Raw genomic sequence first — 21156 nt, 5'->3', positions numbered from 1 at the left:
GAAAAAACATTCGGCAAAAAACTATTGTCCCACACGGCAGCGGCCCGGCCCCCTTAATGGCGCCAAGCCCTAAAATCACCTGCATCGATAACCGCCTGTACAGTTACATTTCCCATGTTCGAAGCCGCTCCCATCGTCGCCGATTCCAAGGCCGCCCTGTATGCCGGACTGGTCGCCCAGGCCCGCGCCCTGCTCGAAGGCGAGCATGACCGCATCGCCAATGCCGCCAACCTGAGCGCGCTGGCCTATCAGGCCCTGCCTGACCTGAACTGGGCGGGCTTCTATTTCTACGACGGCACGGAACTGGTGCTGGGCCCCTTCCAGGGCAAGCCGGCCTGCGTGCGCATCCCGCTGAACCGCGGCGTGTGCGGCGCGGCCGCCAGCCAGCGCCAGACCCAACTGGTGCCCGACGTGCATGCTTTTCCCGGCCACATCGCCTGCGATGCGGCCTCGCGTTCCGAGATCGTGGTGCCGCTGGTGCACCAGGGCCAGTTGATCGGCGTGTGGGACGTGGACAGCCCCGTGCCCGACCGCTTTGACGAAGACGACCGCCAGGGCATGGAAGCCCTGTGCGCGGTGTTCCTGGCCAGCCTGGGCTGAGGCGCGGCGTTGACAGCGTTGCGGGCTCCCGGTAGATTCCCGCATCTGCGCTTGCAGACCACTGCATTCAATCCATACATGATTCATCAGGCCAACCAATCCGCTTTCCCGTTCCGCGCCCAGGGCGTGGTGCTGGTTTGCGCCGGCCTGAAATCCAAAAAACAGCCGCTCATCTGACCGGAGCATGCTGTTCCGTCAGATGGGCGACGGAACAGCGGCCTCCTGGCGGCGCTTGGCGCCGTCCGCGCATCCTCTAGTATCCCGAGCACTTCTGTACGGTCCCCAACCACGGTCCGCTTACACCGAAGGAGTGTTCTCATGCAATCTCATCATCAATCTCCGATCCAGGGCGTCTGGGTGCCGCTGGTCACGCCGTTTGCCGGCGGCGCCGTGGATGGCGGGGCCTTGCGCCGGCTGGTGCGCCACTATGCCGCCGCGGGCGTGGACGGGCTGGTCGTGTGCGGCAGCACCGGCGAGGCCGCGTCGCTGGATGACGCCGAGCAACTGGCGGTGCTGGACGCCGTGCTGACCGAAGCGGGCCGGCTGCCCGTCATCATGGGCCTGGCGGGCAACCACCATGGACACGTGATGCAGCGCCTGGCCGCCTTCGGCACGCGTCCGCTGGCCGGCATCCTGGCGCCCGCGCCATATTACGTGCGGCCCGGCCAGGAAGGCGCCGCCGCCTATTTCCGCTGCCTGGCCGATGCCTCGCGCTTCCCCCTGGTGCTCTACGACATTCCCTACCGCACCGGCACGACGCTGGACACAGCGACCCTGCTGGCGCTGGCCGCGCACCCGAACATCGCGGCGATCAAGGACTGCGGCGGTTCGCTGGAAAAGACCATCGCGCTGATCGCCGACGGCAACATGCACGTGCTGGCAGGTGAGGACCTGCAGGCGCTGTCCGTGATGAGCCTGGGGGGTTCGGGCATGATCGCGGCCGCCGCGCATATCCGCCCCGATCTGTTCGTGGCCATGCATCAGGCGGTGAAGGCGCAGCAGCTGGACTTGGCCAGGAAGCTGTTCCACGCGCTGGTCCCCATCATCCAGCTGACGTTCGCCGAGCCCAATCCCGGCCCCCTGAAGGCGCAGCTGGGACGGCAGGGCCTGCTGAGCGAGGAGCTGCGCATGCCCATGCCGTCCGCCAGCGCGGGCTTGGCCGCGCGCATGGACGCCGCCGTGGCGGGGCTGAACCGGCAATATCCCTGCCAGTAGCCCGAACTTGGTGAGCAGTCCGCCAGCTTTGTGGCCTTCGGATTCATTTTGTAATAAATGTCCTACCGGGAAGCTGACGGATTGCTTATCATGCGCCCATTCTTCGGGTGAAACAGAACGTTCATGGCCCAAGCTTTTGTAGCCTTGTCCGCCTGGCAAGTCATGCTGGCGGGCCTGCTTTTCTTCGGCGGCATCTATCTGGTCTTCGGTGCGGCCACCTGGCTGCTGACGCACCACATCCTGCCGGCGCTGGGCATCGGACGCCCGCTGGATCCGCGTCCGCTGGCGCCGGGGCAACTGCGGCGCGAGTTCGCGCAATCCGGCCTGTCCATCCTGCTGTTCGGCACCGGAATGATTTTTCCGTGGGGCCTGTTGCAGCTGGGCTGGGCGCACCTGGATCCGGATGCCAGCTGGCAAAAGATCACTGTCGAAATCCTGGTGCTGGTGGCCTGGAACGACGTGCATTTCTGGATCAACCACCGCCTGCTGCACACCAAGCTGCTGCGCCGCTTCCACTTGCCGCATCACCGTTCGGTCGTGACCACGCCGTTCTCGACCTATAGCTTTCATCCCATCGAGGCGCTGATGCTGGGCAACGTGATCATGCTGCCCATGGTGCTGCATGACTTCAGCTTCTGGTCGCTGGCGTCGGTGCCGCTGTTCAGCCTGTTCTTCAACTGCATCGGCCACGCCAACTACGACTTCTTCCCCAATGTGTCCTACGCGCATTGGTTCGCCGCCAGCCGCCGCCATCATCTGCACCACGCCTGCTACAACGGCAATTACGGCTTCCAGTTCACCTTCATGGACCGCCTGTTCCGCACCCGCCTGAAGGCCGAGGCGGCGCAGTCCCAGCTGAATGCTTTCCGGCAACGAGAATCGCTTGGCGGGCGCGCTTAAGCGGCAGCGCCGGCTGCCGTCGCTGCGCAACCGGCGCGACTGGCAAAGCCTGGCCTATCTGGGCGCATTGCCCGCGCTGGCGGCCTGGCAATGGGTGCACGGGTTCTGGTGGCCGCTGTACGGCCTGATGCTGTTCCTGACCCTGGGCGTGGGCGTCATCCATCACAACCACACGCATATCCGCATGTGGCGGGGACGCTGGACCAACCGCGCCACCGATTTCTGGATCACGCTGCTGCAGGGCCATCCGACCTTCGTGTTCTACCCGGCGCACGTGGCCAATCACCACCGCTACAAGCACGGCGCGCGCGACGTGGCGCGCACCTACCGCTTCGGCGGCGACACCAACCATCTGTGGGGCTACCTGATCCATCCCTTGCAGGCCGGCTGGGTGCTGTACCCGCTGTTCTTCGCCTGGCTGGGCCGCCTGCGCCGCCACTGGCCGGGCGCCTGGCGCTATTGCATGGCGCAGTACGGCGTGTGGCTGGGCCTGTGGGGCGGACTGCTGGCCGCGAATCCCATGAAAGCGCTGGTGTTCGTCATCGTGCCGCAGCTGCACGGCCTGCACTGGCTGCTGGCCACCAACTATCTGCAGCATGCCCATGCCGACGGCGGCCCCCGGGCCGTCGCGGGCCTGAACTATGCGCGCAATTTCGAAGGGCTGGTCAATCCGCTGCTCTTCAACATCGGCCTGCATACCGCGCACCACGAGCACCCGCGGGCGCACTGGTCCGAACTGGAGCGCCTGCATCGCGAGCAATACCGCAGCCGCGTGAATCCGGCGTTGAACGAGCCCGGCCTCACGCCCTACATGTTCCGGGTGTTCGTGCTGGGCGCCTTCCTGCCGCGCTTTCGCAGCCGTTCATGCATGGCGCCCGAGCACATCCGCTAGCGCCACACACCCTATATCCACCAGAGGCCTCTCATGCCCATCGCGTTTCATCGTGTCTATCTGGAAAGCGCCGGCTATTTCATGCCGGGCGAACCTGTGTCCAACGATGCCATGGACAGCTACATCGCGCCGCTGAACCGCATGTCCAGCCGCATCAAGAGCCGCATCCTGGCCGAGAACGGCATCAAGCAGCGCTACTACGCGATCGACCAGGAAGGCGCCACGGTGTTCAGCAACGCGCAACTGGCGGCCAACGCCATCCGCGATTGCCTGCGGCGCAACGACAGCGACCTGTCCGCCGTGTCGCTGCTGGCCAGCGGCTCGTCGGGCGGGGACGCGCTGATGCCGGGCTTCTCCAACATGATCCAGGGCGAGCTGGCCGCGCATCCGATGGAAACCCTGTCGGTGCACGGCATCTGCGCCGCGGGCGTATCGGCCATCCAGACGGCCGCGCAGGGTGTGGAGCTGGGCGGCCATGCCAGCGCCTTGGCCGTGGCCAGCGAGCTGCCGTCGCGGCTGTTCAAGCGTTCGCGCTTTGCGGCGCGCGGCTACGACGCCGACTTCGACGCGCATTTCCTGCGCTGGATGCTGTCCGACGGCGCGGGAGCGGTGCTGCTGGGCAATAGCGGCCGGCCCCTGCCGGGCGCTTCGCAGGGCGTGCGCCTGCGCTTGAAGTGGGTGCACCAGCGCTCGTTCTCGGGCGACTATCCGGTGTGCATGCAGCTGGGCCTTTCGGCCGACCGCGCTCGCGGCCATCTGGACTATCCGTCCTGGAACGAGGCCGAGGCCGACGGTGCGCTGTCGCTGCGCCAGGACATCCGCCTGCTGCCGCACCTGTTCGACATCGGCATCCATGAATACGCCAAGCTGGTGCGCGACGGCTGGGTGGATCCGGATCAGGTCGACCACTTCCTGTGCCACTACTCATCGGAGAAGTTCATTCCGGTGGTGGAAGACCTGATGGAGAAGGCCGGCCTGGTGATCCCGCGCGAGCGCTGGTTCAGCAACCTGGCGTGGCGCGGCAATACCGGCGCGGCGTCCATCCTGATCATGCTGGCGGAGTTCCTGGAAACGCGCGAAGTGAAACCGGGCGAGCAGATCTTCTGCTACATCCCGGAATCAGGCCGTTTCATGGCCGCCTACATGCTGCTGGAGGCCGAGGCCGTCCACGCCCCGCAAGTCGCCGCGGGCGCGCCGGCCGCGGCTGCGCCGCGCGAGGACGCGAACAGCGATGACGCTGCCGCCATCGCGCCGCCGCATGACCCGGACATGGCGCCCCAAGGCCTGGGCCAGCTGCTGACCGAACTGGCCGCAATCTGGCACGACTACCGCTCGCGCGTGTGGCGCACGCCGGTGGTGCGGCGCCTGCGCAACCGCCAATTCCAGACGGCCGACTACCTGAACTGGATGGAGAACTGGATTCCGCAGGTGCGCGAAGGCAGCAAGTGGATGCGCGAAGGCGCGGCCTCGCTGACGGAGCAATACGCGCCGCTTGCGGCGTTGATCGACACGCATGCGGGCGAGGAGCAGAACGACTTCCAGATCCTGTTCCAGGACTATCGCACCGCGGGCGGCGAGGTCGCCGACATTGACGCCCTGCGCCGCAATCCCGGCGGCGAAGCGCTCAACGCCTATCTGCACGGCCTGGCCGCCACGCGCGACCCCATCGGCCTGCTGGGCGCCATCTACATCATCGAAGGCACGGGCCAGCGCATCGTGCCGGCGCTGCTGCCGCTGCTCAAGGCCAGCCTGAAACTGCCGCCGGACGCCTTCCGCTTCCTGGAGTATCACGGTCACAACGACGAGCATCACCTGGCGCGCTGGCTGTCGGCGGTGGAACTGGCGCTGGATTGCGATGAGGACGGCCGCGCCGAGCAGCGCATCGTCGACACGGCGCGCCGCACGGCCGCGCTTTACCTGATGCAGTTCCACCACGTGATGGAAGGCGAGGCGTGATGAGCAAAGAACCCGAGTTCCTCGCCAAGCCGCACGATCCCGCCGATCCCAGCCCCTGGCTTGCGCTCTACCTGGACCGCAGCACGCCCTTGCCGGACAAGGTGAAGAAAGCCTGGCTGACGGATTCCAGCTGCGCTTCGCGCCAATACCTGCTGCCGTTCCTGCGGCCGTTGGCGCGCGCCTTCATCATCCTGATCCAGGTCATCAAGACCTTCCTGCCGCGCCGCTGGTCGCATTCGAAGCTGCTGCACCGCATCCTGGCGTGGGGCTTGAAGCGCTTCGTGTCGCCGGAGGCCAACTGGCTGATCCTGCGCCACTTCCACCTGGGCGCGCAGATTCTGTCGTTCATCGCCGCCAACTCGCCGGTGCCGGTCACGACCACGCCGCTGGAGCCGCGCGATATCGATGACCTGAAGGACGAACTCTTCGTCAAGCATGACCTGAACCTGTTCAACTTCGTCATCCGCCTGAACCAGGCGCTGCGCGATGCGGGCGTGGAAATGCATGCGCCGCAGCGGGTCGATTTTTCGATGATCCGTGATCCCGATCTGCGGCTCGAAGACATGCCGCAGGGCAAGCTGAATTTCCTGGACCTGCAAAGCGCCATCGAGCTTTTCACGCCGCTATATCAGCTGATGCTGACCGACAATGACTTCTGGCGCGCGGCCAATTCGCTGCAGCTGGACGAGACCATCGGCATCTATGCGGCCAAGCTGCTGGGCGCGCCGCAGCACCTGATCCTGGTCAACAACAACCATCCGCTGGTGCCGATGTCGACCCTGCGCGCGGGCTACCGGCTGGTGCTGCACGGGCTGTCCACCGAGATGCTGCACAGCCTGCTGATGGAAATGAAAGAGGCGCAGCAAGGCGGGGAGCCGCCCGCGCCGATCGCCTGAGTCCTTACCGCTTTTCGGCGTATACGCCGAAGCGTTGCAGCTGGGCTTCGCTGTTGCCGATTTCGCGCAGGCTCTCCTCGCCGCTGTGCGCCACCAGCATGGCGGCCAGCGTCTGCGCGATGGACAGCGCAGGCACCACCGAGGGGAACAGCGAGGGCGTGTCGTTGGCCACCAGCAGCAGCGCCTTGGCGCCCGGGGCGATCGGCGACACTGCGCTGTCCGTGACCGCCACCACGCCGGCGCCGCGCTCACGCGCGAATTCCACGGCCGTGACTGCCGCCTGCGCATAAGGCGCCTGGCTGAAGGCGACCAGCGCGTCATCCGGTCCGATGCGGCGCAACTCATCGGCCAAGGTGCCGCCGACGCCGCTGAGCAAGGTCACCTTGTCCAGGAACATGCCGCAGGCATAGCTGAAGTGATAGGCGGCTGGATACAGGCTGCGCAGACCGATGACATAGATGCGGCGCGCGCCCGCCAGCAGGCCATGCGCGGCCTTCAGCGCGGGCAGGGCGGCGGGACCCAGGCTGCTGCCCAGGTTGCGCACTTCGGCGTCGAGGATGTCGGCGACCAGCCCCGCGTCTGCGTCGTGCTGTGGACGCTTGCGCAGCGCGGTGGCGCGGCCCGCGAAGCTGGACCCGCCTTCGGCCAACCAGTCGCGGTAGGGCTGGCGGAACGCTTCGTAGGTATCGAAACCCAGCTGCCGCGCCAGGCGTAGCATGACGCCGGCCTGCACGCCGGCATGGCCGGCCGCGGCGCGCATCGACTCCAGGGCGATGTCCTTGGGATGATCGATCGCATAGCGGGCCGCCTGCCGCAGCTTGGGCGGCAGGGCGGAAAACTGGGCTTCGATCAGTTTGTCGATGGCGGCTTTATCCATCTGCGCTCCGGGTAAGGTGCCGCGTATTATGGCGCATCGTCCGCCAGCGCCAGGTCGATGGCGCTGGCCAGCGCGTCCACCGCGAAGGCCAGTTCATCGGCCGTGCTGAGGTAGGGCGGCGCCAGCAGCACGTGGTCGCCAAGCTTGCCGTCTATGGTGCCGCCGCCCGGATAGCACAGCAGGCCCAGTTCGCGCGCCTGCGTCTTGATGCGCGCATGCAGGCGGCGCTGCGGCGCGAACGCGCGCAGGCTGCCGGGATCCTCGGCCAGCTCCACGCTCCAGAACATGCCCCGGCCGCGGATGTCGGCGACGTGCGGGTGTCGTTCCAGGCGCGCTGCCAGCATGGCGCCGAACTGCGCGCCCATGTCGGCGACGCGCGCCACCAGCTTGTCGCGCAGCACGATGCGCTGCACTGCCAGCGCCGCGGCGCAAGCCACCGGATGGCCGACGTAGGTGTAGCCGTGCTGGAACGAGCCAGAGCCCGCGTTGATGGCGCCGATGACGCTGTCGTGCGCCAGCACCGCGCCGATAGGCACATAACCGCCGCCCAGACCCTTGGCCAGCGTCAGCAGATCCGGCACCACGCCTTCCTGCTCGAAGGCGTGATAACTGCCGGTGCGGCCCAGCCCGCACATGACCTCGTCCAGGATCAAGAGCACGCCATGGCGGTCGCATACCTGGCGGATCTTGCGAAAGTAGCCCGGTACCGGCGCGACCGTTCCCGCAGTGGCGCCGACCACGGTTTCCGCGATGAAGGCGGATACCGTGGTCGGACCCAGCCGCAGGATCTCTGCGTCCAGTTCCGCCGCCAGGCGGTCGGTGTATTGCTCGTCGCTTTCCTCGGCTTCGCGGTAGTGCAGGGCAAAGCAGGGCGAGACGTGATGGCTTTCGATCAACACGGGCTGGTACAGCGCGCGGCGGCCGGCGTTGCCGCCCACCGACAAGGCCGCCAGCGTGTTGCCGTGATAGCTCTGACGCCGCGCGATGTAGCGGTAGCGCCCCGGCTCGCCGCGTTCGACGTGGTACTGGCGCGCCATCTTCAGGGCGGTCTCGACCGCTTCCGAACCGCCCGAAACGAAGTAGGCATTGCCCAGGCCCGCCGGGCTGTTGGCCGCCAGCAGTTCGGCCAGTTCTTCGGCGACCGGGGTGGTGAAGAAGCTGGTGTGCGCGTACTCCAGCGCATCCAGCTGCGCGACGGCCGCGGCGCGCACTTCGGGATGCGCGTGTCCCAGGCACGAGACCGCCGCGCCGCCCGAGGCGTCGAAGTAGCGTCGGCCTTCCTGGTCGACGATGAAGCTGCCTTCGCCCTTGATGGCGATGGGCAGGGGGCTGGAGTTGCGATGGATGATGCGGCTCATGGCGTCGTGAGTGGTGTGGTTTGTCAAATAAAACACATGGTATATTTGTTGTAAAAATAAACCAAACGGTTTTATTGCCACGTAGGCCGTTGCATCGTCATCATTCGCTCAAGGGGGCGTCATGAAGTTTTCCCATCTGTTGCGTCGTTGGACTTTCGGGATTGCGGCGGCTGCCGCGTTGGGCGCGGCTGCTCCGGCCAGCGCCGCCTGGCCGGAGCAGCCGGTGCGCCTGGTGGTGCCGTTCGCCGCTGGCGGCACGACCGACTTGCTGGGCCGCCTGATGGCCGAAGGCCTGGGCGCGGAACTCGGCCAGTCCGTGGTGGTGGTCAACAAGGCCGGCGCGGGCGGCAGCCTGGGCGCGTCCGAGGTGGCGCATGCACAGCCGGACGGCTATACCTTGCTGCTGGGCACGCCCGGCACGCAGATCATCAACGCCTACGTCTACAAGAAGATCGGCTACGACCCGGCCAAGGACTTCGCGCCGGTTGCCTACGTGGCGCAGGTGCCCAACGTGGTGCTGACGCATCCCGGCTCTGGCCTGAAGAACATGGATGACCTGCTGCGTACCGCGCGCGCCGAGCCCGGCCGCCTGAACTGGGGATCGCCCGGCGTGGGCAGCTCGGGCCATCTGGCGCTGGAGATGATCAAGCGCATGGGCAAGGTGGACATCCGCCATGTGCCGTACAAGGGCGCCAGCCAGGCCAACAATGACCTGCTGGGGGGCCAGATCGACCTGTCGGCCGACAACCTGCCCACCGCCTTGCCGCTGATCAAGGCGGGCAAGCTGGTGGCGCTGGGCGTGACCTCGGCCCAACCAGTGGCCGCCGCGCCGGGCGTGGCCGCCATTGCGCAGTCCGTGCCGGGATTCGAGCTGACCTCGTGGTTCGTGGTGATGGCGCCGGCCGGCACGCCGCAGCCCGTCATCGACAAACTGAACGCCGCCGCCCAGCGGGTGCTGGATGCGCCCGCCACGCGCGAACGGTTGGCCGCCTTGGCCGCGCAGCCCATGGGCGGCACGCCGCAAGCCTTGGCGCAGCATCTGCAGACGGAACGCGAGAAGTACCGCGTCCTGATCGAAGGCACCGACATCCGTCCGGAATAAGCGGGGAAACGCATGGGCAAGCGCACGAAGAAAAGGTTGGCGGTGGCGCGCTTCTGGTACGAAGGCAACGCCTTCTGTCCGGCGCCCTGCACCATGGCGGATTTCGAACGACGCGAGTGGCGCAAGGGCGGCGACGCCCTGGCCGCCGCCGCCGGCACGGCCACCGAACTGGGCGAAGTGGCCGAGTTCGCCCGCGCGCATCCGGACTGGGAGGTCGTGGCCTTGCGTTGCGCGTCCGCTCTGCCTGGCGGGCCGATAGACGACGCCGTGCACCGTGCCTTTACCGAAGAGGTGCTGGCCGGACTGGCCGCGGACGAGGATGGCTGGGACGCCGTCTACCTGTCGCTGCATGGCGCCGCCATCACCGACCTGCGCCAGACACCCGATCTGGATTTCGTGCGGGCCGTGCGGGCCTTGTTGCCCGACGTGCCCCTGGGCGCGAGCTTCGACCTGCACGCCAACCTGGCCCCTGAGCTGGGCGGTCTGCTGGACTGCGCCAGCGGCTACAAGACCTATCCCCACATAGACATGCGAGAGGCGGCGGGCCGGGTGCTCGACATGTTGCTGCGCACGCAGGCCGGCACGCTGTCGCCGCGGGTGCTGGTGGCCAAGCCGGACCTGCTGTTGTCCAGCTTCAACATGCGCACCGATGCCGGGCCCATGCGCGAATTGCAGGATCTCGCGGCAGTCCAGTGCGGCGAGGGCGTGGTCGAAGTCTCGGTGTTTGGCGGCTTTCCGTATGCGGACACCGTCGATACCGGGGCATCGGTGCTGGTGGTGGCCGACATGACTCGCGATGCCGCCGGCGCGCGGGCGCTGGCCGTGGCCGAAACCATGAAGGCGGCGATGCGGCGTCTGGAGCCCGCGTTTGCGGTCACCTTGCCGACGCCGCAACAGGGATTGGCGCAAGCCGTGGAAGCGGCGCGCGCGGGCGGCCTGGTGGCCGTCACCGACCCGGGCGACAACCCTTTGTCGGGAGGCGTGTGCGACACGCCGGCGCTGTTCCGCGCCTTGCTGGATGCGTCGATCGACCTGCCTTGCGTGTTCGCCAGTTTCGCGGATCCGGAGGCAGTGCAGCGCGCGCATGAAGCGGGCTTGGGCGGCGACTGCGAACTGGAACTGGGCGGCCGCGTGAGCCGTGATTTCGGCGCGCCGGTGCGTGCGGCGTTCCGGGTCGAACGCTACACCGATGGCGAATTCAGCAATACGGGTCCGATGGAAACGGGCGTGCGCACGAGCTGCGGCCGCACCGCGCTGCTGTCGCTGCGCGACATGCCCAATGTGCAGGTCATCGTCACCGAGCTGGTGGCGCCGGCCAACGATCCGGGCTTCTTCACCTTGCATGGCGTCGATCTCGATCGGGTGCGGCTGCTGTGCGTGAAGGCCAAGAACCACTTCCGAGCGGCCTTCCTGCCGCTGTGCGCTGCGATCATCGACGTCGACGCGCCCGGCCCCGCGGCGCTGGACCTGCGGCTGCTGCCGTTCCGGCATGCGCGCAGGACGCATTGACCAGCGCGCAAGACCTGCGGGAATAGCGGCGCGGACCTGCGCGCCTTGGTGTTGACCCTGCGTTACACGGCAAGGGCCTTGCGCTATATTGCGACCCTTGTCCCGCAGGCCCGCCGGGCGGCGTCCGCGCTGTCGTATCCCTCTTCCGGAAGTCGTTTACATGCCCCAGACACTTGAAGTCATCGCCACCCTCCTGTTCGCCGTGGCGGTTCTTCATACCTTCTCGGTTCCGTTCTTCGCGCGGCTCGCGCACCGTGGCGGACCGCATGCGGGCTTCTGGCATCTGTTCTCCGAAGTCGAGGCCGTGTTCGGCGTCTGGGCCTTCGTGCTGATCGTGGCGATGGCGGCGCTGGCCGGCCCCTCGCATGCCATCGAGTACATGGACACGCGCAACTTCACCGAGCCGCTGTTCGTCTTCGTGATCATGGTGGTGGCGGCCAGCCGGCCTATATTGGAACTGGTGGGGACGCTGGTGCGCCTGGTGGCGCGCGTGCTGCCGCTGCCGCGCGAACTCGCCACTTTCTTTGTCGTGATGTCGCTGGTGCCGTTGGGCGGCTCCTTCATCACCGAACCCGCCGCGATGACGCTGGCTGCCATTCTGTTGCGCGACGCCTATTTCCGCAGCAGCGGGCGCGCGGGCTTCAAATACCTGACGCTGGGCGTGCTGTTCGTCAACGTCTCCATCGGCGGCGTGCTGACTTCCTATGCCGCGCCGCCCGTGTTGATGGTGGCCTCCACCTTCGGCTGGGACTCCACCTTCATGGTGCAGCATTTCGGCTGGCGCGCCGCGATTGCCGTCTGCCTGAATGCGGCGCTGTTGACCTTCATCTGCCGCAAGGCGCTGCTGGAGCGCTCGGTGGGCACGGGCGGCGGCGTCGACGCGCCCGAAGGCGGCGATGCGCGCGGGCCGGTGCCGCTGCTGGTCATGCTGGTGCACCTGGTCTTCCTGGTCGCCGTGGTGCTCAGCGCGCATCATCCGGCCATCTTCCTGGGCCTGTTGATGATGTTCATTGGCTTTGCCGAAGCCTACAAGCGCCACCAGAGCCGCCTGATGATCAAGGAAGGCCTGATGGTCGGCTTCTTCCTGGCCGGGCTGGTGGTGCTGGGCGGCCTGCAGAAGTGGTGGCTGCAGGACCTGCTGGGCGGGCTTGAACCTTTCGTGCTGTTCTGGGGCGCTACCGCGCTCACCGCCATCACCGACAACGCCGCGCTGACCTACCTGGGCTCGCTGGTCGAAGGCACCAGCGAGGCCTGGCGCTACATGCTGGTGGCCGGCGCGGTCACGGGCGGCGGGCTGACGGTGATCGCCAATGCGCCCAACCCGGCTGGCTTCGCCATCCTGAAGAACCACTTCCCGGACGGCAGCATTTCGTCGGGGCGGCTGTTCCTGTCGGCCCTGGCGCCGACCCTGGTGGCGGCGGTCATGTTCCTGCTTCCTGTCTAGGGAGACGGCCCTCGGGATGCCCCTGAGGCGCCGCCCAAGGCGGGCCGCCGGGGCCGGACACCGGCCGTTCACGAAAAACCGCTAAAATTCAAGACTTTCCCGTATTTTTTCCGGCCTCGCCCACCCGCCGCTTCCGTTCGGACCAGGTCTTGCGACCCGATCCGGCCCCGGACATTGCGTCCGGCGACAGCGGCTCTTGATATGCCGGGCCCGCGCCTGGGAGCCCTAGATGCCCATTTACGCTTACAAGTGCAGCGCCTGCGGCCATGCCAAAGACGTCTTGCAGAAGATTTCCGATGCGCCGCTTTCGGTTTGCCCCGAATGTGGCGAAAGCACGTTCTCCAAGCAGGTGACCGCGGCTGGGTTCCAGCTCAAGGGCTCCGGCTGGTATGTCACGGACTTCCGCGGCAACGGCAGCGGCGGTTCGGCCTCGGCCAGCACGCCGGCCCCGGCTGAAAGCGCCGCGCCCGCAGCCGCAGCCGCGCCCGCAGCTCCGGCCGCCCCGGCGACGCCTGCAGCCGGTAGCGCCGCCTCCTAGAGCACACGCGATGCGTATGCGCGTCATCAAGAAATACTTCATCACCGGCCTGCTGATCTGGGTTCCCCTGGTCATCACGGTGTGGGTGCTGGGCTTGCTGGTCGCGACCCTCGAAGGGTTCGTGCCCGGCTTCCTGTCGTCCGAATCGCTGTTCGGCATCGACATCCCCGGCTTCCGCTTCGTCCTGGTCATCGTGGTGGTGCTTCTGACGGGCGTGTTCGCCGCCAACCTGATCGGCCGCACCATGGTGGACCAGTGGGAGAACCTGCTGGGACGCATACCGCTGGTGCGTTCGATCTACAACTCGGTCAAGCAGGTCAGCGATACCGTGCTTGCTCCGAATGGTCAGGCGTTCCGCCGCGCGGTGCTGGTGCAGTATCCGCGCGCCGGCAGCTGGACCATTGCTTTCGTTACCGGCACGCCCAGCGGCGAAGTGGCCGACCGGCTTCCCGGCGATCACATCAGCGTGTACGTGCCGACCACGCCGAATCCCACGTCCGGCTTTTTCCTGATGGTTCCGCGCGCTGACGTCATGGATCTTCAGATGAGCGTGGACGCGGCATTGAAGTACATCGTTTCCATGGGCGTGGTCGCCCCGGTCCAGGCGGCGACGCCCGCGGACCGGCCGGCCGCGCCCGTCCCGGCTCCCGGCGTGCAAGACACGCCTCGCGCCGATTCGTAACCCTTACGCTATAACCAAGCACATAAACGGAGTCCCCCGCATGCGTACCTGCTACACCGGCCAGGTTTGCCGTGACCATCTCGGCCAGACCGTCACCCTGTACGGCTGGGTGAACCGCCGCCGCGACCACGGCGGGGTCATCTTCATCGACCTGCGCGACCGCGCGGGCCTGGCGCAGATCGTGTTCGATCCGGACAATGCCGCCTTCGCCACCGCGGAGCGCCTGCGCAACGAATTCTGCATCCGCGTCACCGGCCTGGTGCGCGAGCGTCCGGCGGGCACCGCCAACGCCGAGCTGGCTTCGGGCGAAATCGAAGTGCTCTGCAAGGAAGTCGAGATCCTGAACGCGTCGGTCACGCCGCCGTTCCAACTGGACGACGACAACCTCTCGGAAACGACGCGCCTCACGCACCGCGTGCTGGACCTGCGCCGTCCGCAGATGCAGCGCAACCTGATGCTGCGCTACCGCGTGTCCATCGAAGTGCGCAAGTTCCTGGACCAGCTGGGCTTCATCGACATCGAAACCCCGATGCTGACCAAGAGCACGCCCGAAGGCGCGCGCGACTACCTGGTGCCTTCGCGCGTCAACGCCGGCCACTTCTTCGCGCTGCCGCAATCGCCGCAGCTGTTCAAGCAGATGCTGATGGTGTCCGGTTTCGACCGCTACTACCAGATCACCAAGTGCTTCCGCGACGAAGACCTGCGCGCCGACCGCCAGCCCGAATTCACCCAGATCGACTGCGAAACCTCGTTCCTGAACGAGTTCGAGATCCGTGAAATCTTCGAGAACATGATCCGCCACGTGTTCAAGGTGGTGCAGGACGTCGATCTGCCGACGCCGTTCCCGATCATGACCTGGACCGAAGCCATGCGCCGCTACGGCTCGGACAAGCCGGACCTGCGCGTGAACCTCGAATTCACCGACATGACCGACGTCATGCGCGACGTGGACTTCAAGGTGTTCGCCGCCGCCGCCACGGCGCCCGGCAGCCGCGTGGTCGCCTTGCGCGTGCCGGGCGGCGCCGAGATGTCGCGCAGCGAGATCGACGGCTACACCCAGTTCGTCGGCATCTACGGCGCCAAGGGCCTGGCCTACATCAAGGTCAACGAAGTGGCCAAGGGCCGCGACGGCCTGCAATCGCCCATCGTCAAGAACCTGCATGACGCTGCCCTGGCCGAACTGGTCAAGCGCACCGGCGCGCAGGACGGCGACATCATTTTCTTCGGCGCTGACCGTGAAAAGGTCGTCAACGACGCCATCGGCGCGCTGCGCGTGAAGATCGGCCACAGCGAGTTCGGCAAGAAGACCGGCCTGTCCACCGCCGGCTGGAAGCCGCTGTGGGTTGTCGACTTCCCGATGTTCGAATACGACGAGGAAGACGGCCGCTACACCGCCGCCCACCACCCCTTCACCAGCCCGAAGGACGGCCACGAGGACTTCCTGGAATCCGATCCCAGCAAGGCTTTCGCCAAGGCCTACGACATGGTGCTGAACGGTTGGGAAATCGGCGGCGGCTCGGTCCGTATCCACCGCGAGGAAGTGCAGAGCAAGGTGTTCCGCGCGCTCAAGATCGGCGCCGAGGAAGCCCGCGAGAAGTTCGGCTTCCTGCTCGACGCGCTGCAATACGGCGCGCCTCCGCATGGTGGCATCGCTTTCGGCCTGGATCGCATCGTCACGATGATGACTGGCGCCGAATCGATCCGCGACGTGATCGCCTTCCCGAAGACCCAGCGCGCCCAGTGTCTGCTGACGCAAGCGCCGTCCGAGGTCGACGAGAAGCAATTGCGCGAACTGCACATCCGTCTGCGCAACGTAGAGACGAAGTGATCCCCCCCGAAGCGCCGTAGGCGCTTCCCCCCCAGGGGGGCGCCGCTACGGACCGGCGGAGCCGGATCCGTGCGGCCCGGCTTGGGGGCGTAGCTTGCTTGCGGCGTGGGGTGCTCGAATGGGTGATGGAATCTGTTGCCCTTCGGAACTGTCTTCTGAATTGGAGTAATCTGGCAAACGCCGCCTGCTTGTGGGCGGTGCTGGCCGGGCTGCTTTTTTTGCTGCGGCCGGTGGTTCCCCAGTTTTGAAAGGCGCCATTTTCCATGTCGCTCATCCGCGTCGTCAGCTACAACATACATAAGGGCCGCTCGGCATTGGGCCGGCGCGACTCCCTGAACGAATTGCGTCTGGGCCTGTATGGCCTGCGTCCGGATCTGGTCTTCCTGCAGGAGGTCCAGGGCCGCAATGAGCAGAAATCCCTGCTCGACGCTCAGCACGAATCGCTTGCCGCCGCCTTGCGGCTGGACGTGGCCTACGGCCGCAATGCCATCCGCCATGAGACGGACCACGGCAACGCGCTGTTGTCGCGTTTCCCTATCCTCGACCACGAAAACCAGGACATCTCCGACCATCGGCTGGAGCAGCGCGGACTGCTGCACGCGCGCATCGAACTCGACGGGCGCGCGGTGCATTGCTTCGTCGTGCACCTGGGCTTGTTCGCCGGCAGCCGCAGCCGCCAGATCCTGGCGCTGACCGAGCGCATCCGCCGCATGGTGCCGGACGGTGAGCCGATCCTCATCGCGGGTGATTTCAACGACTGGGGCGACCGTCTGGCGCCCCTGTTCGTGCAGCAGCTGGGCCTGTATGAAGTGTTCTCGCATGCCCCGCGCAGCCATGGCGGCGAATTGCCGCGCCTGCGCGACTCCGTCAAACGGCTGAGCAACGCGCTGCGCGGGCTGCCCAATAGCGGCGTGTCCGTCATGGAACGCACCAATCAACTCGGCATGGATGGCAATTCGCGCCTGCTGCTGCCGCCGCCCCGCACCTTCCCCGCGGTGTTCCCCTGGTTCCGTCTGGACCGCATCTACCAGCGCGGCTTTGCCGTGCGCAGCGCGCGCGTGCTGCGCGGCCGCGAATGGGCCAGGCTTTCCGATCATTCCCCCTTGCTGGCCGAGCTGGAACTGCCGTGAGGGCAGAGCAGTCCAAGCTGGACTGGACGGTGGGCAACGATATCCGGTTGCTCCAGAACGGCTCCGACTTCTTTCCGGCGCTGTGCGCAGCCATCGACGCCGCCCAGGTCAGCGTGCACCTGGAAACCTACATCTTCACCCCGGACCGCACCGGTTCCCAGGTGTTGGACTGCCTGGAGGCGGCCGTGCGGCGCGGAGTCAAGGTGCGCGTGGTGCTCGACGGTTTCGGCAGCGCAGAGTTCGTCGATCCCTTGCGTACGCGCCTGACCAACGCCGGCGCGCAGTGCCGCATCTTCCGTCCCGAGCCGCGCTGGTTCGCGCGCTACATTCCGTCGCGCAGCCGGCTGCGCCGCCTGCACCGAAAGGTCACTGTGGTCGACGGGCGCATCGCCTTCATCGGCGGCATCAACATCATCGACGACTACGATGACCGCGATCCGACGGACGGCATCACCGGGCCGCGCTTCGATTTCGCCGTGCAGGTGCAGGGGCCGCTGGTCACCGAGGCTGCCTATGCCCAGGAACTGCTGTGGGTGCGGCTGAACTGGGCGCGCCTGCGCCGTCATCCGCGCGACTGGAACCGCATGCGGCTGCTCAAGCCGCGCCACGCTTCCGTGGCGCCCTGTGGCGACCTGCGCGCCGCGCTGGTGCTGCGCGACAACCTGCGCTTTCGCCAGACCTTCGAGCGCGCCTATCTATACGGTATCGCGCATGCGCGCCGCGACATCCTGATCGCCAACGCCTACTTCTTCCCCGGCCGCCAGTTCCGCCGCGCGCTGGCCAAGGCTGCGGCGCGCGGCGTGCGCGTGCGCCTCTTGCTGCAGGGCAAGATCGAGTACCGCATGCAGTACCACGCCACGCGCTCGCTGTATGACCAGCTGCTGCGCGACGGCATCGAGATCTACGAATACATGCCGAGCTACCTGCACGCCAAGGTGGCGGTCATCGACAACGTGGCGACGGTGGGCTCGTCCAACCTCGACCCCTTCAGCCTGCTGCTGGCGCGCGAAGCCAACGTGGTGGTGGACGACCAGCCATTCTCGTGGGACCTGCAGGAACGGCTGGAGACCGCCATCCGGGAGGGCGGGCGCTTCATCCGGCCGCTGGAGTATCAGCGCCGGGGATGGCTGCGGCGCTGGGTCGACGCGGTGTCCTACACGTTGCTGCGCATAGGGGTGGCGCTGACGGGGACGTCGGACAAGTACTGACTGCAGAACTTGGGCGTTCCGCGCATTGTTTTTATGGTCCCGACAATTGAATACAATGATCGGCTGACTCCGGATGGATCTCCATTATTGTGAATAGTGCTCAGAAGCGCGTAGCCATCATTCAGTCGAATTACATTCCCTGGAAGGGCTATTTCGACATGATGGGCGCCGTGGATACATTCGTTTTCCTGGACGACGTGCAATCGACACGGCGCGATTGGCGCACACGCAACCGGATCAAGACGGCAAACGGCGAAGCCTGGCTGACGATTCCGGTTCACCACGACAGGGATCTGCGCATCTGCGAGGTAGAAGTGGCCGACAGGAAATGGGCCGCCAAGCATTGGCGCGCCCTGGAGCTGGCCTATGCCCGCGCGCCGTTCATGAACGAGCTCAGGCCCTGGCTCGCGGATTTGTATGACCGCGCTGGTAGCCAGGAGAACCTCTCCGCGATCAATCGGATGTTCATCGGCGAGATTTGCGCCTTTCTCGGCATCGACACCGAACTGAAGGCTTCCTATGAAGTCCTACCGTTCGAGGCGCTAGACCGGTTCGATCCGACTACCCGCCTGGCCGAACTGTGCCAGGCGGTAGGCGGCACGCACTACTTGTCCGGCCCCGCTGCCCAAGCCTATCTGGATGAGTCCATTTTCAATGAACGCGGCATCGGGGTGGAATGGATGTCGTATGCCGGGTATCCCGAATATCCCCAACTGCACGGCGAGTTTCGCCATGACGTGACCGTGCTGGACCTGCTTTTCATGAAGGGGCGCGATGCCGCGCGTTTCATTGCCCGTGACGTCGCCGCAGGCAAGGAGATCGCATGAAGCTGTCAGTGGTGGCGACCCTGTATCGCTCCGCTCCGTATATCCGCGAATTCCATCAGCGCGCCAGCGCCGCGGCGCAAGCCCTCACGGATGACTACGAAATCGTGCTAGTCAACGACGGCTCTCCCGACGAATCGCTGGAGATCGCGGAGGCGCTGGTGGCTGAGGATCCCAGAGTGGTGGTGGTGGATTTGTCCCGAAACTTCGGTCACCACAAAGCCATCATGACCGGGTTGACGCATGCCCGTGGCGAACGGGTATTTTTGATCGACGTTGATCTGGAGGAATCCCCCGAATGGCTGGAGAGTTTCGATCAGGCCATGCGTGAGGAAGGCGCCGACGTGGTGTATGGCGTGCAGGCGCGCCGCAAGGGTGGCCTGTTCGAGCGTTGGAGCGGCGTGCTGTACTACAAGGTCTTGAGGTGGCTGACTGGCTTCGCCCTGCCCGAAAACCTGATCACCGCGCGCCTCATGACGCGCCGCTATGTCGATGCGTTGCTGCAATTTCGTGAGCGCGAGGTGTTTTTGGCTGGCCTTTGGTACATCACCGGTTTTCGCCAAATCGCGCGCGTCGTCACCAAGCTCAGTACCAGTCCGACGAGCTATACGTTCAGGCAAAAGTTGTCGCTGTTGGTCAATTCAGTGACCTCGGTAAGCAATCGGCCGCTGATCTTCATTTTCTATGTCGGGGCGCTCATATCGGTTGTGGCACTCATTTACGGGGGCTATCTGGTCGCAAACTGGCTGCTGTTCTCCAACCCGCCCAGCGGCTGGACCTCGGTGATGATTTCGATCTGGCTGATGGGAGGCTTGGTGATCTCATTCATTGGGATCATCGGGATCTATCTTTCCAAGATCTTCACCGAAACCAAGCAGCGTCCCTACACTATCGTGAGAAAAATACATGGCCGAACGGAATCGAGACACATTGCTGAATGAGGTCGCCGATTACTATTCGGCGAAGCTCAAGGACCACGGCACCACCGCGAAGGGCGTGGACTGGAGCAGTGCAGACAGCCAGATCCTGCGCTTTGAGCAACTGTTGCGGATCCTGCGGGAGAATGAGGATTTTTCGCTCAACGACCTGGGCTGCGGCTATGGCGCGCTGCTGCACCACCTGCAGTCGAGTTATCCGCGGTTTTCATACATGGGCGTGGACGTCAGCGAGGCGATGATAGAGGCTGCAAGCCGCGATGCGCCTGCGCATGCCGCATTTCATCTGGGTTCGGAGCCTCCGTCCGTGGCAGATTACAGCGTGGCCAGCGGGATCTTCAACGTGCGCCTGAGCCAGTCGGAGTCTGATTGGGCGGCTTATATGCATGCAACGGTGGACGTGCTGGACCGCAGCAGCAGCAAGGGCTTCGCGTTCAATTGCCTTACGTCCTACTCGGATAGCGACAAGATGCGCCCGGACCTGCACTATGCCGATCCCTGCTACTGGTTTGATCTATGCAAGCGCAAGTATTCCCGTAGCGTCGCGCTCCTGCACGACTACGGACTCTATGAGTTCACCCTTCTGGTGAGAAAGTGACATGAAGCCCATCGTGATCTTCGGGGCAGGCGACATCGCCCAACTGGCGCATTTCTATTTCACGCGCGACGGCGGACGCGAAGTGGCCGCCTTCACCGTGGACCCTGCCTATTTGACGAGGGACTCGTTCCAGGGCCGGCCGGTGGTAGCGTTTGACCAGGTGGCGCAAGCCTATCCTCCGGCGAGCCACGATATGTTCATCGCGCTGAGCTATGCCGGCATCAACCGGCTGAGGCGCGAGAAGTTCCTTGCGGCCAAGGCTTTGGGCTACACGCTGGCAAGTTATGTCAGTTCGCGCTGCACCTACCTCCCCGATGAGCCGCCCGGAGAGAACTGCTTCATCCTCGAAGACAATACAGTCCAGCCTTTCGTGAGCATCGGCGACAACGTGACGCTCTGGAGTGGCAACCACATCGGCCATCATTCGACCATCGGCGCCCATACGTTCATTGCGTCGCACGTGGTGGTTTCGGGCGGCGTGCGCATCGGCGAGAGCTGTTTCATTGGCGTGAATGCCACGCTGCGGGATCACATCAGCATTGGCGATCGATGCGTCATCGGAGCCGGGGCCGCGCTGTTTGCGGATGCGGACCCCGAGGGTGTCTACACGGCGGTGGCCGCCGAGCGTTCGCGGGTGCCTAGTTCGCGCCTGAAGAGAATCTGA

General features: G+C 65.7%; 20 protein-coding genes. 18 read left to right on the top strand and 2 right to left on the bottom strand.

Annotated features, from left to right (window positions below; genetic code table 11):
* The first annotated feature begins 114 nt into the window (after positions 1 to 114).
* The 6 genes from IB268_RS22255 (at position 115) to IB268_RS22230 (ending at position 6459) form a co-directional block, all read left to right on the top strand.
* Complete coding sequence (locus IB268_RS22255) at positions 115 to 600, top strand: GAF domain-containing protein (protein WP_119451789.1); 486 nt, start codon at positions 115 to 117, stop codon at positions 598 to 600.
* A 318-nt stretch (positions 601 to 918) separates the two neighbouring features.
* A complete protein-coding gene (gene dapA, locus IB268_RS22250; RefSeq protein WP_054457147.1) occupies positions 919 to 1815 on the top strand; it encodes a 4-hydroxy-tetrahydrodipicolinate synthase in 897 nt (298 codons plus the stop codon).
* Between the two features lie 123 nt (positions 1816 to 1938).
* Entirely contained in the window at positions 1939 to 2715 is a 777-nt protein-coding gene (locus tag IB268_RS22245) for a sterol desaturase family protein (RefSeq protein WP_054457145.1), read from the top strand.
* Positions 2675 to 3607: a fatty acid desaturase gene (locus tag IB268_RS22240; RefSeq protein ID WP_225589044.1), complete on the top strand. Its 933-nt coding sequence runs from the start codon at positions 2675 to 2677 to the stop codon at positions 3605 to 3607. The genes IB268_RS22245 and IB268_RS22240 overlap by 41 nt, the downstream gene beginning before the upstream one ends.
* 33 nt (positions 3608 to 3640) lie before the next feature.
* Complete coding sequence (locus tag IB268_RS22235) at positions 3641 to 5563, top strand: StlD/DarB family beta-ketosynthase (protein WP_054457141.1); 1923 nt, start codon at positions 3641 to 3643, stop codon at positions 5561 to 5563.
* On the top strand, positions 5563 to 6459 hold the full coding sequence (locus IB268_RS22230) for a hypothetical protein (RefSeq protein ID WP_054457139.1): 897 nt from the start codon (positions 5563 to 5565) through the stop codon (positions 6457 to 6459). The genes IB268_RS22235 and IB268_RS22230 overlap by 1 nt, the downstream gene beginning before the upstream one ends.
* Positions 6460 to 6463: 4 nt before the next feature.
* Here the strand turns inward: IB268_RS22230 and IB268_RS22225 are convergent, their stop codons facing one another.
* Positions 6464 to 7336: a MurR/RpiR family transcriptional regulator gene (locus IB268_RS22225; protein WP_119451790.1), complete on the bottom strand. Its 873-nt coding sequence runs from the start codon at positions 7334 to 7336 to the stop codon at positions 6464 to 6466.
* Positions 7337 to 7362: 26 nt separating this feature from the next.
* Complete coding sequence (locus tag IB268_RS22220) at positions 7363 to 8694, bottom strand: aspartate aminotransferase family protein (protein WP_192354812.1); 1332 nt, start codon at positions 8692 to 8694, stop codon at positions 7363 to 7365.
* Between the two features lie 121 nt (positions 8695 to 8815).
* Between IB268_RS22220 and IB268_RS22215 the strand changes: the two genes are divergently transcribed.
* The 12 genes from IB268_RS22215 to IB268_RS22160 all read left to right on the top strand — a co-directional run bounded on the left by IB268_RS22215 (position 8816) and on the right by IB268_RS22160 (position 21156).
* Entirely contained in the window at positions 8816 to 9796 is a 981-nt protein-coding gene (locus IB268_RS22215; protein WP_054457135.1) for a tripartite tricarboxylate transporter substrate binding protein, read from the top strand.
* Positions 9797 to 9808: 12 nt separating this feature from the next.
* Positions 9809 to 11305 carry a M81 family metallopeptidase gene (locus IB268_RS22210; RefSeq protein WP_192354811.1) on the top strand — a complete coding sequence of 499 codons (1497 nt, stop codon included), beginning with the start codon at positions 9809 to 9811 and terminating at the stop codon, positions 11303 to 11305.
* A 160-nt stretch (positions 11306 to 11465) separates the two neighbouring features.
* Entirely contained in the window at positions 11466 to 12749 is a 1284-nt protein-coding gene (locus IB268_RS22205; RefSeq protein WP_054457131.1) for a putative Na+/H+ antiporter, read from the top strand.
* 229 nt (positions 12750 to 12978) lie between these two features.
* The gene (locus IB268_RS22200; RefSeq protein WP_054457129.1) at positions 12979 to 13287 is read left to right on the top strand and encodes an FmdB family zinc ribbon protein; all 309 of its coding nucleotides are present in this window, start codon (positions 12979 to 12981) and stop codon (positions 13285 to 13287) included.
* A gap of 16 nt (positions 13288 to 13303) precedes the next feature.
* Complete coding sequence (locus IB268_RS22195; RefSeq protein ID WP_054457127.1) at positions 13304 to 13969, top strand: DUF502 domain-containing protein; 666 nt, start codon at positions 13304 to 13306, stop codon at positions 13967 to 13969.
* Positions 13970 to 14009: 40 nt separating this feature from the next.
* Positions 14010 to 15797 carry an aspartate--tRNA ligase gene (gene aspS, locus IB268_RS22190; protein WP_054457125.1) on the top strand — a complete coding sequence of 596 codons (1788 nt, stop codon included), beginning with the start codon at positions 14010 to 14012 and terminating at the stop codon, positions 15795 to 15797.
* A 263-nt stretch (positions 15798 to 16060) separates the two neighbouring features.
* A complete protein-coding gene (locus tag IB268_RS22185) occupies positions 16061 to 16927 on the top strand; it encodes an endonuclease/exonuclease/phosphatase family protein (protein WP_054457124.1) in 867 nt (288 codons plus the stop codon).
* Positions 16924 to 18135, top strand: coding sequence for a cardiolipin synthase ClsB (gene clsB / locus IB268_RS22180; RefSeq protein ID WP_054457122.1), 1212 nt, complete (start codon positions 16924 to 16926; stop codon positions 18133 to 18135). Before IB268_RS22185 ends, clsB begins: the two co-directional genes overlap by 4 nt.
* A gap of 89 nt (positions 18136 to 18224) precedes the next feature.
* Entirely contained in the window at positions 18225 to 18962 is a 738-nt protein-coding gene (locus IB268_RS22175) for a WbqC family protein (protein ID WP_279636156.1), read from the top strand.
* Entirely contained in the window at positions 18959 to 19900 is a 942-nt protein-coding gene (locus IB268_RS22170) for a glycosyltransferase family 2 protein (RefSeq protein WP_125471200.1), read from the top strand. Before IB268_RS22175 ends, IB268_RS22170 begins: the two co-directional genes overlap by 4 nt.
* Complete coding sequence (locus IB268_RS22165) at positions 19866 to 20492, top strand: trans-aconitate 2-methyltransferase (protein ID WP_175212976.1); 627 nt, start codon at positions 19866 to 19868, stop codon at positions 20490 to 20492. The genes IB268_RS22170 and IB268_RS22165 overlap by 35 nt, the downstream gene beginning before the upstream one ends.
* Before the next feature lies 1 nt (position 20493).
* Positions 20494 to 21156: an acetyltransferase gene (locus tag IB268_RS22160; RefSeq protein WP_192354810.1), complete on the top strand. Its 663-nt coding sequence runs from the start codon at positions 20494 to 20496 to the stop codon at positions 21154 to 21156.

The organism is Achromobacter sp. ACM01 (assembly GCF_014851745.1).
Classification (GTDB): Bacteria; Pseudomonadota; Gammaproteobacteria; order Burkholderiales; family Burkholderiaceae_B; genus Achromobacter; species Achromobacter aegrifaciens.
This window is presented reverse-complemented; position numbering and strand designations above follow the sequence as displayed.

Coding starts and splice junctions, on each gene's coding strand:
- IB268_RS22205 (WP_054457131.1), top strand. CDS start 11,466: ATGCCCCAGACACTTGAAGTCATCGCCACCCTCCTGTTCGCCGTGGCG.
- IB268_RS22160 (WP_192354810.1), top strand. CDS start 20,494: ATGAAGCCCATCGTGATCTTCGGGGCAGGCGACATCGCCCAACTGGCG.
- IB268_RS22220 (WP_192354812.1), bottom strand. CDS start 8,694: ATGAGCCGCATCATCCATCGCAACTCCAGCCCCCTGCCCATCGCCATC.
- IB268_RS22200 (WP_054457129.1), top strand. CDS start 12,979: ATGCCCATTTACGCTTACAAGTGCAGCGCCTGCGGCCATGCCAAAGAC.
- IB268_RS22185 (WP_054457124.1), top strand. CDS start 16,061: ATGTCGCTCATCCGCGTCGTCAGCTACAACATACATAAGGGCCGCTCG.
- IB268_RS22195 (WP_054457127.1), top strand. CDS start 13,304: ATGCGCGTCATCAAGAAATACTTCATCACCGGCCTGCTGATCTGGGTT.
- IB268_RS22245 (WP_054457145.1), top strand. CDS start 1,939: ATGGCCCAAGCTTTTGTAGCCTTGTCCGCCTGGCAAGTCATGCTGGCG.
- IB268_RS22240 (WP_225589044.1), top strand. CDS start 2,675: ATGCTTTCCGGCAACGAGAATCGCTTGGCGGGCGCGCTTAAGCGGCAG.
- IB268_RS22170 (WP_125471200.1), top strand. CDS start 18,959: ATGAAGCTGTCAGTGGTGGCGACCCTGTATCGCTCCGCTCCGTATATC.
- IB268_RS22210 (WP_192354811.1), top strand. CDS start 9,809: ATGGGCAAGCGCACGAAGAAAAGGTTGGCGGTGGCGCGCTTCTGGTAC.
- dapA (WP_054457147.1), top strand. CDS start 919: ATGCAATCTCATCATCAATCTCCGATCCAGGGCGTCTGGGTGCCGCTG.
- IB268_RS22230 (WP_054457139.1), top strand. CDS start 5,563: ATGAGCAAAGAACCCGAGTTCCTCGCCAAGCCGCACGATCCCGCCGAT.
- IB268_RS22225 (WP_119451790.1), bottom strand. CDS start 7,336: ATGGATAAAGCCGCCATCGACAAACTGATCGAAGCCCAGTTTTCCGCC.
- IB268_RS22235 (WP_054457141.1), top strand. CDS start 3,641: ATGCCCATCGCGTTTCATCGTGTCTATCTGGAAAGCGCCGGCTATTTC.
- IB268_RS22165 (WP_175212976.1), top strand. CDS start 19,866: ATGGCCGAACGGAATCGAGACACATTGCTGAATGAGGTCGCCGATTAC.
- IB268_RS22215 (WP_054457135.1), top strand. CDS start 8,816: ATGAAGTTTTCCCATCTGTTGCGTCGTTGGACTTTCGGGATTGCGGCG.
- IB268_RS22255 (WP_119451789.1), top strand. CDS start 115: ATGTTCGAAGCCGCTCCCATCGTCGCCGATTCCAAGGCCGCCCTGTAT.
- aspS (WP_054457125.1), top strand. CDS start 14,010: ATGCGTACCTGCTACACCGGCCAGGTTTGCCGTGACCATCTCGGCCAG.